At 40.1% G+C, this 13773-nt stretch carries 11 protein-coding genes; all 11 read left to right on the top strand.

The window, feature by feature from the left end; all coding sequences use genetic code 11:
- Positions 1-491: 491 nt before the first annotated feature.
- Complete coding sequence (locus tag AACV12_RS10830) at positions 492-3545, top strand: DUF1592 domain-containing protein (RefSeq protein WP_339377066.1); 3054 nt, start codon at positions 492-494, stop codon at positions 3543-3545.
- Between the two features lie 5 nt (positions 3546-3550).
- Positions 3551-4795: a DUF1552 domain-containing protein gene (locus tag AACV12_RS10825; RefSeq protein WP_170900327.1), complete on the top strand. Its 1245-nt coding sequence runs from the start codon at positions 3551-3553 to the stop codon at positions 4793-4795.
- A gap of 151 nt (positions 4796-4946) precedes the next feature.
- Positions 4947-5477 (top strand): winged helix-turn-helix domain-containing protein, encoded by a 531-nt coding sequence (locus tag AACV12_RS10820; protein WP_170900326.1) that lies wholly within the window; start codon positions 4947-4949, stop codon positions 5475-5477.
- A 475-nt stretch (positions 5478-5952) separates the two neighbouring features.
- Positions 5953-6837 (top strand): RhoGAP domain-containing protein, encoded by an 885-nt coding sequence (locus AACV12_RS10815; protein ID WP_170900325.1) that lies wholly within the window; start codon positions 5953-5955, stop codon positions 6835-6837.
- Between the two features lie 153 nt (positions 6838-6990).
- Positions 6991-7479, top strand: a complete 489-nt coding sequence (locus tag AACV12_RS10810; protein WP_019281251.1) for a hypothetical protein — start codon at positions 6991-6993, stop codon at positions 7477-7479.
- A 150-nt stretch (positions 7480-7629) separates the two neighbouring features.
- On the top strand, positions 7630-8190 hold the full coding sequence (locus AACV12_RS10805) for a hypothetical protein (RefSeq protein WP_170900324.1): 561 nt from the start codon (positions 7630-7632) through the stop codon (positions 8188-8190).
- Positions 8191-8529: 339 nt separating this feature from the next.
- Positions 8530-11655, top strand: a complete 3126-nt coding sequence (locus AACV12_RS10800; RefSeq protein ID WP_170900323.1) for a PKD domain-containing protein — start codon at positions 8530-8532, stop codon at positions 11653-11655.
- A gap of 314 nt (positions 11656-11969) precedes the next feature.
- Positions 11970-12218: a hypothetical protein gene (locus AACV12_RS10795; RefSeq protein WP_017044439.1), complete on the top strand. Its 249-nt coding sequence runs from the start codon at positions 11970-11972 to the stop codon at positions 12216-12218.
- Positions 12218-12763, top strand: a complete 546-nt coding sequence (locus tag AACV12_RS10790) for a hypothetical protein (protein ID WP_019281254.1) — start codon at positions 12218-12220, stop codon at positions 12761-12763. Before AACV12_RS10795 ends, AACV12_RS10790 begins: the two co-directional genes overlap by 1 nt.
- On the top strand, positions 12750-13229 hold the full coding sequence (locus tag AACV12_RS10785; protein WP_019281255.1) for a hypothetical protein: 480 nt from the start codon (positions 12750-12752) through the stop codon (positions 13227-13229). The genes AACV12_RS10790 and AACV12_RS10785 overlap by 14 nt, the downstream gene beginning before the upstream one ends.
- Before the next feature lie 25 nt (positions 13230-13254).
- On the top strand, positions 13255-13740 hold the full coding sequence (locus tag AACV12_RS10780) for a tetratricopeptide repeat protein (RefSeq protein ID WP_094164096.1): 486 nt from the start codon (positions 13255-13257) through the stop codon (positions 13738-13740).
- Positions 13741-13773: the final 33 nt, after the last annotated feature.

Raw genomic sequence — 13773 nt, 5'->3', positions numbered from 1 at the left:
GCTCGTGAAGAAAGTCTCATATTTTTATGGTGTGGAAGTTTTTTTATGGTGTGGGAATTTTCTTAAGTCATGAGCTGGCTATGGTCTGCTTTGACTGATGCTCATATTATGATGTCACCGAAGGATATGTGTGAATGCATGTGAAATTATGTGAAATTCTCAACCTTGAGATTATTGATGTGGGTGCATGGGTGCATAAGCAGTTTGGTTATAGCTCAATTGACTGAAACTGAAGTGTTTTAAAGCACTAGAATAGTATGGCTCTGTCTGTATTAAAAGCTAAGACTGAACACGGTCATGCTGTATGTACGAATGAATATCTCTGCTGTTTATTTCCTTAATTGATGCTAGTAAGTGATTTCTTCTTTGTAATTGATGGAATCACTTTTTTATTGTAACTAAAGTGTTAATGATATTTTTAAATATAATTATCCATATGTTGGTTTCGATGCATGATTATTGATGTGCATAAATACGGGAGAGTATTATTTGTGAAAAAAGATAAAAGAGTAAGCATATATACGGTCGCTATATTAGCTGTAATAGCAAGTCAATATGCGCAATATGCGTTTGCTGCCGATGAATGGCAGGCAAAATCCTATGTAACTCATTCCCAAGTTTGTTATCAAAATGGGTTATTTAAAGCCAAATGGTCAGCAAGCCCACATAATGTACCTGACCTTGATGGCCCTACGTCCTCTTCAGAACTAGGATGGGGTATACAGCCTTGGTTGTTACTTGAACGAGAATCAGGGCAATGTTTAGGTGGTGAACCGCAGAACCAACCCCCATTAGCTAATGCTGGTCAAGATGGCTCTCATGAAGCACCTACACAAGTATTATTACAAGGTAATCAGTCCAGTGATCCTGATGGTGACGCCTTGACGTTTCTCTGGGAGCAGGTCAGCGGCCCGACAGTAACGATTGAGAATGCAGCTAACGATGTGGCTATTTTCCGCCCTGGTGATGTTACTTCATCGACAAGCTATGTCTTTAAGCTAACCGTGAATGACGGCAAAGCCGCAAGTAGTGATACGGTGACTCATATCGTTAATCCCAAGCCCATCATTGATCAAAATAAACCACCTAAAGCGAATGCGGGGTTGGATCATACGCATGAAGGCTCAAGTGAAGTCTGGTTATGGGGACAAAATTCGAGTGATCCAGATGGCGATGAATTGAGTTTTAGCTGGCGTCAAATTGGTGGGCCGTCGATAAATATCGAGGATGCAACGAGCGATGTAGCAAAAATTCGCCCAAGAACGCCCGGTACAACGCAATATGAATTTGAACTGACTGTTGACGATGGCCGTGGTGGTATCGATAAAGATACGGTAGTACATACGGTCGTTCGCCCCGAAGAAGTTGATGACTCAAATCTTATTGTTCGTGCACCTCAAAAACCTGTGGATGCGAGTGAACATTTGCGCGCACTTAATTTAGTATCAGGAAGCGAGACAGTACCCGCAGATTTTATTTGGGGTATTGAAACGGGGTTAAATATTCCGCAAGGAACCTATTCGGTTAAATTTCCATTTACACTACGCAGCATTCCAGAGCCATATAATCAAACAGAAATTGTGGTTGATTCAGCGCAAAATGCCCCAAAAGTTGCATGGACGTATAAAACGTTTTCTAGCATACAGGGTTATGGTGAGCATTTGCTCGCGACGACTTGCGCTAAATGTCACGGTCCGGGGAAAAATTTAGAAATCAGTGCGGATAGATCACCATCAACCCAATTGATTGAAGCGTTCCAGTTTGACGATAAAGCCATTGAGAAAAAAATCGCCAGCATGGCGACAAAATCAGGTGTTTTTTGTGATGAAAATTGCCAAATCACTATGTCTGACTACCTTGAAGAACTATGGGCTGATTATTGGTTAGAACCGGAAGTTGCATCGGGGTATGGCCAGAGAAACATGCTGCTGCTTTCACGTCAAGAATATATCAATACGGTCAAAGATTTACTGAATGTTTCGATTGATAGTGATCTCTTACCCCTTGATGACCGCAGTACCATGGTGGAGTATTTTTATTCTAACCCTGCCAATATGGGTTATATGACCAATGATAAGTTTGATAGTTACCTTAATGCGGCTTTAGCCGTAGGCGAGCAGTTGGATATTGCCAGCGCGAGTGGTTGCGCTGTGGGTGGAAATAGTGTCGAGGCCTGGAATGCCAGCACTATTTATGAAGGGCATACCAAAACACAGGTCCACTACAAGGCGAAGGAATACTTAGCGGTAACTTGGAGTCGTGGATCTGAACCAGATCAAAACTACGTAACTTCTGGGTCAGCGAAGCCGTGGCTTCTGATCGGTGATTATGAAGGTAGCGATGAAAACTGCCTTGATTCTTGGCTGACCAGTATTGGCGAACGTTTATTCCATCGCCCACTCACTGAACAAGAGCGAGATAAATACCTTATTTCAGATGCCAAAGGTTCAATATTAAACATGTTAGTTTCACCGGCATTTTTATACAGAACTGAGTTTGGTACGCCAAATGATCAAGGTAAATATAACCTAAACGCTTACGAAGTTGCTTCGATGGTGGCTTACCGCTTATGGGGTTCGGCGCCAGACCAACCATTGTGGGATAAAGCAAAAAATGGAACCTTGTTAACGCCATCGGTATTGAGTGCGGAAATTGACCGTATGCTAGATGACCCCAAAGCGATTGATAATTTTACCCGCTTCGTTATGCAAACGTTAGATTTTGATGAAAGTCGAGTTGTAGTTAATCGAGGAGATCTAACAGAAAAGCTTGGCCGAGATATGCTGGAAGAATTGAAACTGTATGTGGCTGATACTGTATTTAATGACAAGAAAGGTACCTACAGCGATTTAATGTCTTCCGATACCACTTTCATTAACAAAGACCTCGCGCAGTACTACGGTTTTGGCACTGTTACAGGAAACACCTTTAACCCTGTGAAAGTACCAGAAAGTCGTGGTCTAGGTTTGCTCAGTTTAGGTGCGGTTGCCGTTGCTTACGCCGATGACAATAAAACCCGTCCAATTCCACGTGGCCGAATGGTACAGCGTTCATTACTTGACTGGAATGATGCACCACCGACAGGAGCCACTCCCTCAAGTATTGAAGGTGATCACTCGACACGTGATTATTGGACTCAAGGCACTGGGCCTGCGAATCCTCAGTGTTGGGCTTGTCATGAAAAAATGAACCATGTGGGTTTTGCGATGGATGTTATCGATAAAACAGGTAAATACCGTTCAACAGAGAATTATATTTCTATTGAAGGCACAGAATACCCGAATGTTGCTTTATCTACTGACGGCACCTTAGTGAATAAATTTGGTACCACTGTTGGTCAATTTTCAAACTTACATGGTTTAGCGAACTTAATGTCTGATGATGAGTTAGCGAAGAATGCGTTTATCAAAAACTATTTCGCCTACTTAATTGGTGAAAAAACAGAAATGTTGACTGACCTATCAGCTGACTATTCAAAAATTGAAAAAATCAAAGACTTAATACGTGATGTCTTGATGTCTGAAACTGTATTGGTAAGAGAGTAAGTCGCATGAAAGAGAATATACAATTAACTCGCCGCCAGCTGATTAAAGGTTCGGTAGCACTAGGTGTAATGGCTGGTTTGGGTCTCCCTAGTTTCAATGTGCATGCTGGCCGTTCTTCAACAAGCCCAAAGTTCATCTTTATCAGTTTTTCTGACGGTTACCCACGAGGAACTTGGCACCCAACTATTAGTGGTGGTCAACTTGCCATGAATGCTTGTACCTCACCACTTGAAAACTATAAAGATTATGCTGTTTTCATTGAAGGCAATAAATCTCAAGGAGGCAGCGGGCATGATGGTTATAAGGGCCAAATGCAGGAACGAGAAGGCCAAGGATCGCTCGATTACCACTGTGAACAGCAATACGGTTCTGGAATGGCCAAAAAAGCTTTGCGTTTAGGAGTAGACACCAATTATTGGGGGCATGGCGGTTTTGTTGCCACCCGATCACCCAATGGTGCTTTACGCGCTACGGATTCGCCACATCAGGTTTACAATGATCTGTTCGCTGGAGAAAGTGGTAGTGGTGAATCTCCGCAGGACGTAAAAAAGTTGAGGTTACTGGCAAGCAGCTTAGAAGACGTACAGATTCTACAAACTCAATTGGAACAAGTGGCGGCAAGCAAGTTACAAACGATGGACAGTGTAGGGGCTTCACTTCAGGAAGAGTTACAAAGTTCAGGTATTGTAACGGGTGAATGCCCGACTTACATTTATGATCAGTTAAATCAGGGTAATGGCCGTGACCTTACGTTGAACTTGCAAGTGGCGAATACCATTTTGGCTTTGGCTTGTGGTAAGACTCGCGTAGTCACGTTGTCGCTGGGTACGTCTAACGATTCAGCGCAAGTGGCAAGCGTCAGTGCTATGGTTCCGCATGATGCTTCACATTACGGGAGTAGCACGATTAGGGAGACGTACATTAGGCACCGCCAATGGTATTTGAGCAGCGTAACAAAACTCATTGATCAGTTGAAAAAAATCCCTGATCCAGAGGTGGGTGGCAGCTCGCTGTTTGACAATACCATTATCATGATCTCGTCAGAAATGGATGATGGTAACGCACATAGCTCTAATGATTTACCTGCTGTATTACTCGGTGGCCAGAATACTCAATTGAATACGGCCAACGGCGGACGTCTGGTTCAAAATACCACAGGGAATATGGGGGGGGTTTTACGTTCATTCTCGGATGCTTATGGATTAAATGCCCCGTATACGAATAGCCCCATCCCAGGGTTATTTAAATAAAATCGATGATAAGTTCATGAGTGTTCATGAACTAGAAATATAAAATGAATCACACACAGGTTATTTGAAAATAACTTGTGTGTGATTTATAGCCAATTACATCACATGGACAAGGATGTTGTTGTGTAACTAAGGTGCAGAGAACAAAGATATGAATGATAGACGTTATTTTTTGGGTAGTGAAATAATTTTCGACTCATTAAAAAGAGAAATTATAGCTAATCAACAAATTTTACGCTTAGGTGGTAGAGAGTCAGAAATCTTAAAGCTATTGTGTGAAAATCCTAATATGGTATTAACTAAGGAAGATATCCATATAAAAGTTTGGGGTAGTATTTACGTTAGTGAAACATCATTAACGAAAGCAATTTCTAATTTAAGAAAATCTCTTAGCATAATGGATAATTTATGTTTTGAGATAAAAACCATCCCTAAAGAAGGATACATTTTTATCTCTGATTCAATGAGCACCGTAGTGCCAGAAGAGTTACCAGAAATGTCAGATGAAATAGAGAAAAACAGTTCTAGTTACTTGAGTGATTTAAAAGTTTTCGGGCAAAAATCGGATTCAAACATTAGTTACTTTAGAACACCGCAAGAACTTAGGTTAATGTATTTTGTATTATTATCTTCAATTTTCTCTTCGTCAATGACTCTTTTTATTAATAAAATATTAATGTGACTTATAGAGGCATATGTTTAATGGTTTTTCATGAAAAATAAGTGAGTATTAACAGTAGTAATCTAAACTTAAATCCCCATTTAAATAGCAAGCAGCTAATAATAAATTGGCTGCTTGCTATCATCATGTGCGACTTTCGATGACTATTTTAAATCGAAAAACTAACACCTTCATTGCGCGAACAATAATGATTTTTTAATCATAACATGATACACGTAAAGCATGCTTGCATTGAATTCTTGATCCGCCTTAGCCTTGCTCGGCTAATGACAGTGTCATCATCCTAATGGAACTTCCGGTATTCATTTTCATGGGTTAAAAATGCACCTCACGTTGCATTAATCTCAACTAATTGTTTTTATTGGGTTTATTTTTATTCACAATCACTCTGAATGATTCACGTGTTCAATGTGATGATGTGTGAGATTTTAACAATGTAATTAACCGTGTATTAATGAATGTTGGAGACAAAGTTATGCATATCAAAGTTATTAGTCATTTACAGTCTTGGGTAAAATCGAGAGGGTCGAATCATAAAAATTCATTTGATGTACTGTCTGTTAAACAAATGAAAATTGAAAATCGTATTAAAGAAATGTTGTCCATCGCAGATGCGAGTGCTTGTTATGAAAGAGATAAAGAAAATTATAATAAACAGACTAATAAACTTAGTATACTAGTCTGTTATGCTAAAGATAGCAAAAAAGAAATTAAATTAGAAAAAAGAAAAGTAAATAAAAAATTAGCTGAAGAAATGAAATGTGTGGTTAGGAAAGAAAAAGAACTCAACAAGTTGTTAGATAAACAAGCGAAATTGAATATAAAAATAGGAAAAACAAAAGAAGAAAAAGCAAAAAATGCCGTGAAGCAGTTATGTGATATTATGGTGAATAATAGAGTATTTATAAAATCTGAAGGTATTTTTAGAATATCGCCTATCCAAGCTTATGGAAATAAGTACAAAAATAATATTGCTAATTTGTTATCAGACATTGGAGAAAATAACGTCTCTGATATGAATGTGGTGGCTCTTGCAATTAAGGCTCAACTAAAAGATTCCTTGACAACTTCCGACCACCAAATAATCGCAAGTTGTATTAAAAGATTGAATGCGGACAATAATATTGTTTTTCAACTACAGGATTTACCCACTAGCATTGTAGATGTCGTAAAATTATGTAAAAAAATAATCGATGAGCAAGCTAATAAACCAGATATTAAAATGAATGCGGAAAGTTTGGGAATTGTTTTAGGGCCAAATATTGCCCCTAATATGCCTAAAGATAATGAAAGTTTTACGTATTATGAGGTTTATCAGAAATTTTTTGAAAAGCTGCTTGAACAACGTGAGATAGCATAAATTCCATATCATAAATATAAAACATGCCAAAATTGTCGTGTTGTTGATTTAAGCGATACGACAAAATATTTAAATAATTAACTTTGAATTATTGATGGGTGTGATACGATATTTTTCAGGTATGACACTAGGCGCATAATTTAAGGGATATTTATGAAACCATCATTGAATATAGTTAATCTTGAAATACTCTCCCACACGATTTGTGATAATGATGCAACGCTAAAGAAGGAGATCGTTACAATAAGAGAATATACAGAGAAAAATATCGTGCAGCGTCAACAATGCCGTAATCATTCTTCACCGAAATTAAAACCTTTGAAAGATAGCAAGATCATCCAGCCTTTGACTAAGTCTATTTTGACAGATCATCTGCTGCTTGTACCTTATCGCTCCTTTTGTTTGGCCGTACATACTTATATCAAATCGACACAAGATTTAGACAATAAGAGTAAGAAAAAGGCTTTTTATCATATTCACCACTTTTATGTAGAGGATGATGTGGCTCCTAATGTTTGGCGCGGAAAACTTCGTGGTCAAATTAATGTTGTTGCTAACATTGAAAAAAGCAGTCGTTTTCGAACCCAAACTAAATTTAGAACAAGCGTAGAAGGCGTTAGCGATATTGATTCAGATGATTAAACCATTTGGCTTTTGGTTCCTCACGCCATGTTTATCAGCCATGACGAGATTTTCATATTTTTTCGCATATTAACATTTTCAAAAATAGACAGCGGTAGGGATGATGTAACCGAAACACAACAAACCCTATTTGTATCGAGGAATAAAGTAATGAAAATTTTTAATTTTGGTGCATGCACTTCGTCGGAAACCAAAAAACTTAAAAAAGACATAAAGAGTATTAACGAGCAGATTAAATCGGTCAGACCGCAAACAAATGAAACTAAATTAGAAAATCTAGCGAAACAAATAGATGCAATCAAGTCAAGAGTAAGTGAATTAGATGCTAAGCATCAAGTTAAGGTTACAAAGTCATCAGGATATGCATCTATGACACGAGATTCGGTCTCCATCCAGAAGGCACTTAGTGGACTTAATGATAAAAAAGAGGAGGCTAAAGCAGCTCAGGCAGCTCAGGCTGCTCAGGCAGCGAGTAAAAATGCTGAGGCTGGATTGGAACTAGAGAAGATATTCGCGAAGGAACCAAGTTTACGGGAGCCTATGCAGCCCATGATAAATCGTCACGGAGCTGCATATGCACTCACTACATTAGAATATTCCAGAAAAGGAGAAGTAAACCGAGATATTCAAAAGGCAAAAAACCTCGAAGATGCACAATCAGCACAAAACAAAAGACAAAACAATCAACCACGCCGCGATGATTGGACTTAGTTAATCACTGGATCTCAAAACTTGTGTTCATAAGAAACTATGACACTTACCTCGTTTAGCCACCGTTAAAAACGGTGGTTTTTTGCCTAACATTATTTTAGGTTCGTTTAGAGGGTTTTTTAGCCACCAACGAGTTTACCAACGCGATGAGTAACCTTATGTTCGATGGGTGTATTACAAGTCATTTTTTGGGTTTAACTATCTGATTTGTATTTGTTTCATGATTATTCAACTTTGTTCAATAGTGATGTGAAGATGAGTTCGCTAAGTTACTTAATTGTCACTCAGTGATTTTTTAAGCGGAATACACACACTATTAAAGGAGTTTTAAGTATTCATATGAAACAAAAAACGATTAGTTTGCTCATATCAGCAATACTGCTTTCGCCACCGTTACTTTCGGTACCCACCGTCAGCGCAGAAGTGCAACGTTCGACAAGTGTCAAAAGCGAATCAGTAAGCAGCTCTGTCTCGATGGGGTCGGTTGATACTTGGTATTCCCAAGGCGAAATTTTATTAACGAACACTTCTGGCCAGTCTCTGGATTTCAATGGGGCTGAGATTTGGCTCGTTGCGGATAAAAATATCAGCATTGAGAATGTTTGGGGCAGTACTGGGTTCTCAGTTCGTCGCCAGCAAGGTAACACGTTCATCTTTAAACATGACAGCACGTCGTTACCTGTTTTATCTGGAAATTCCATTAAGCTTATTTTTGGTGTGGATGCTGCGGATGGCAACTCGGTTGATGCCAATGATCTCCATGTAGAAAAAGTGATTGTGAAAAATGACCCAGCGATGCAGGGTAAAATAGAGATCGTCGCTCCCACGTCGCCTCACTCTAGCCTTAGCAGTGCTTCTGTTCAAGTCGAAGGGCAAAGCTATAGCGAGACGGTTTCAGTACCATGGGGGAGTACGTTTACCTTAGATCATCTTAGTGATGGTGAATATCAGTTGACAACATTGGATGTTAGCAGTGAGTTTGGGCTTGCTAACGCAGTGTCACCAGTGATGAGTGTGACAGTAAACAGTGAACAGAGCCCGGCAAGTTCTCAACTTCAATATAATGCATTCATTTACTATGCGGGTATAAATTTGACCTTGCCTGCATTAGACAGTATCGCAGGAAACCCAACCACAGATGTTGCAATACACCAAGCGGGAAGTGAAGAGGTTTTGCGTAGCGTTACTGTACCTTTTGGTAGCCAATTTGATATCACTAAGTTGTTGGATGGCGATAGCTACGATCTCTCTTATGCTCCTGTCACTGTGAATAATTCGGTGTATCAATTGCAGCCAAGTTTGGGTGTGACAGTCAATAAAGACAGCCTAATGCCCGTTTCGCCTGACGTTGATGTATCGCAAGTTGCGACCGACGGTTTTCGCCAAGTTGAAGCGCAAATCACTGGTCTCCCTAGTGAAGCGCTACCCGTAATGGTCAGCTTGATGGCGCGTGATGGTTCTGTAAGCTACCGTTACGAAATTTCTAGCCATAATGAAATCTTGCCAGAGAGCATCAAGCCTGGTGATTACTTAATTCAAATCGAACCTGTTTCCACCGATGAAACCCGTTATGCGTATGAAGGGGATAGTGTGGTGACTATTGATGAAAGTATTTCACCGTTTGCGCTGGTTCTGCCATTTCGCGAAAGCATGAGTTTAGCGGTCAAAGGTTTCCCGGATTTTGTTGCTAACGGTACGGTTACCAATGACGGAGAACAGGCAACCAGCGCAATTGGCGCAACCAGTGTTGATGCCATTTTCAAATATGCAGGCTTCAGTGGTTCAGGTGATCCGGGTGTTATTTTGCAAAAAGCGGAGCTACCTTTGCACCGGACCTATCAAAATGCGCAGACGGCGTCTCAAATTTCCGGTAAACACGTATTACCTGTCATGGTGGTATACACCGCCAATGCGAGTGGTGGTGCATCGTTTGGAGATTTGGAAGATAACGATACGCTTTATAAGCACTATGCGACATTTATGACTCAAGCCACCGCCGCTCAGGAATATGCTGCTGGTGACGGATCTTCGCCTATGTCTTTCGTGCTGAACCCCGATTTCTTAGGTGAGCTACAGAAAAACCCGGATCACGTTGAGCGGTTGAATGAGCAGGGTGCAGTGAAAGTTAATGAACAGCTTGCGCATGCACTTCAATACATGAAAGACACTTACGGTTATACGCTACCCACCGAGTTACCGACTTTTGACAATACATTGACGGGGTACATTGCATCTTTGAACTTCATCATGAAAGGGATGGCACCGGATGTAAGCTTTGGTTGGCAGATTAACTTATGGGCTGTCGGCAGTGCTAACTGGATCCACAGCACTGAAGATAATTCTCAGAATACGGGTAAAGATGTCGCTGATTTTGTCAATTCTCTTCAAGTGTATTCGGGCAATTATGTTCCAGATTATATTGTGTTTGATAAATACGAGCGTGATGGTTTCGGGTCAGAAGCGATTGCAAACTACGCTTATAACGCCACCAGTTGGACTCGTTATCTCTCTTATGTGAAAACCATCAGTGGCGGCGTTGATGCCCCAGCGATGATTTGGCAGATCCCCGGTGGACACATGCCAACCGTTGATGAAAGTAACAGCATGATCATGGAAGAGCATGAAGCGTCCGGTGGTTCTTACTTTATGGGAGACGCACGAATTGGCTCTGACATTAGTAAGATCCGTGCTGGTTTACTTGATAAGCCACTGAGTGCGAACATCTATAACGGCGCAAGTAATGTGGGCGAATTGCTGGAGAAAGATGCTGGCTATGATTGGTCGAACGCTGGGATACAAGATTTACCTAAGAATAACGTATTCGCGGTTTTTTGGGGCGGTGGTTCGACAACGGCCGTCGTTTCTATCGGCTCCAATGGTTCGGATAACGGTTGGTTACAAAGCAAGGTGGATGCTTATGCACAAAACCCAGTTTGTTTATCTGGCCATGAGTGTGACGGCTCCATTACGGGGGGGAGTGGTGGTGTGACACCACCTCCGGGCAATAAGCCGCCAGTCATTCAACTTGCTCCTTCTTTTGAAGTGAAAAGTGGTGAGTCCGTTACGATCACTGCAACCGCAAGTGACCCTGATGGTGATACGGTAAGCTACCAATGGACAGTGCCAGCTGATGTCGTCGTCATTGGTGATATGAGCAGTAATACGCTTCAAGTAACAGCACCAGTCACTGCATCCGACATCACGTATACCATTGGTTTAGACGTTTCTGACGGTGAGATCTCTACAACCAAAGCGACACAACTGATTGTAACGGGTGATGGTAGCGGTGGCGGTGATGATGGCCTCTGTGCGGATATTGCGCCGTTTGTACAAGGCCAGTATCAACCCGGCGAACAAGTTACATACGAAGGAAGTTTGTATGAAGCGGAACGTTGGACTGATGGTGATAAAACGCCAACTACTCCTTATGCCGGTTGGGTACTTATCGGTAGTTGTAATAGTTAATTAAATAGATAAAACAACCAAAAGCTCCCTGTTTGGTGGGAGCTTTTTATTGAAAGCATGGCATCTCGTTTTTACCTTTGGGTTATCACAAATCAATACGCAAGCTGCACCGAGCAAAGAGTGCCATTTTTGAAAAAAACGTGCGGATGGGCTGGATAATTATATTTATTCTCTTTTTTTCAGAATGATTCCGTTTTATCCATTGGCATGTCTACGTTGTTCCTCGTTACGATACTCAGTATTACAGCACTACAACACAGTGTGCAGAGCAAGTTTCAAGTTCAAATTATTGTATTATTTTGTGGGAGTCGTTTATGACAGGTTTAAATATAGAGCAGATACAACCTTCTGTTTTGGAAGATACGTTCAATAATATAGGAAAAGGGTTTCAAGAAATCTTAGATTCTCTTGATAAAGCGAATGCTAATGGCAAGGCGCTAACCGTTCAAGATACGCTATCACTACAGCAGTCGGTTTTCCACTATACAATGTTCCAAGAAACGGTGACTAAAATCGCTTCAAAATCAGCGAACGCGATCAACGAAGTGACGAAGGCTCAGTAATGAATAAGCTGTATGTCTTGTTGTTGCTTTTTTTATTTGGCTGTGGCGAGCAAGGTTCTACACAAATTGCTAGCTTTGAGTCTGCCGATATTGCCAATAAAGTTATTGTGATGCTGTCTCAATACCAAGTACCAGCAACGCTATCGAGGCAAAAAGAGAGCTTTTTGGTGTTTGTTGATGAATCAGCCGAAGAGAAAGCTCGTACTTTACTAACAAAATTTAATTTCTATTTCCAGCGTGAAGATCTCAATGACCTTCTTGAATCTAAATTTGCCAGCTTAAGCAAATTAGAAATGGTAAAAGGAAACTTATTACAAAGCCGAGAGATATTTAACAAGTTGAGCGTAATTCCAAACGTATTGCGTGCAAGTGTAGTGGTTACTGGTGATGTAAATAAACGCGTTTCAGTACTCATCATGAGTTTTCAAGATATTGAACAAGAAAACAAAAATAATATCGAACGTTTTTTAAAAGGACTGGTTTCCGAAAAAGACACGTTGACCATTAGCTATTTTGTTCAGAACGTTATAAATGAAAATATCTAAAAAACGTCATCAAAAACTACTTCATTATTATCTGAGTAAAAGGATCTTGTCTCAAGAGGTGTTCTCCGTCTTAACGTCTTTAACGGAAGAAGAAATTGAATCTTGGCTTTCTATCTCTAAATTCAAAGTGAGAGAACACGTCTTACGTTTGGGGTTAGTGCTGGAGTATCAAAAATGTCGGCTAAGTAATGAAAGTCAAAACTTCGCATCACTGCGGAAAAAATTAGGACAAGAATTATATCTTTGGTCAGACACTGTTGGCTTTAACCAGATTCCCAGCATGTCATCAACTTTGTTGTCTGGATTGGTGTTGTTGACTGAATACAACAACAGGCAGGCGATCGTATGGTCGATTCGATTGGGGCTAGACATTCCAGAAACATCGATTGACATTAAATATCCTTATCGCTTAACGGGTGTGATGCATAGAGCGATTGGCTCTTCATTAAGCCGAGCAGATGGCTAGATAATCACAGTTCAGGACAAAGAATATGAAAGAAACAACCTTTGATTTTGTAAATAATGAAGAAGAAAACTTATCTTTATTGGATAGTAAAGGAATCGAGCAGAAACTCGCCCAATTACGTCAGTCTAAAAAGGTAACAGTGACGCAACTTAAAGAAATTTATGATTTGGGTGTTAACTTTTACAACCAATTACAGTTTAAAGAAGCCGAAATTGTTTTTTCTGCTTATACCTCTCTTAATCCTTATGATCACCGTGGTCCCGGTTGTTTAGCGGCGATCTATTTAGAAAAGGGACAATTTAAAAAAGCATTGGATATACTCAATGTATTAAAAACATACCCCACCAATGATTTGGATGAAACGGTGTTAAATATTGCGTTATGTCATTATAAGTTAAATGAACATCTGCAAGCAGCGGCAATGTTATTAATTGTACAAGTTCAAAATTTAAATGAATTTTACGAAAAACGTTATGCCTACTTGCATCAACAGTTGCAACCCTATATTTAATAGGCTGATGGTTGAATTAAATTATAGCTCATG

Source organism: Vibrio sp. 2-2(8) (assembly GCF_963888495.1).
Lineage (GTDB): Bacteria > Pseudomonadota > Gammaproteobacteria > Enterobacterales > Vibrionaceae > Vibrio > Vibrio anguillarum.
The sequence above is the reverse complement of the archived record's forward strand: the minus strand, read 5'-3'. Positions and strand labels throughout refer to the sequence as shown.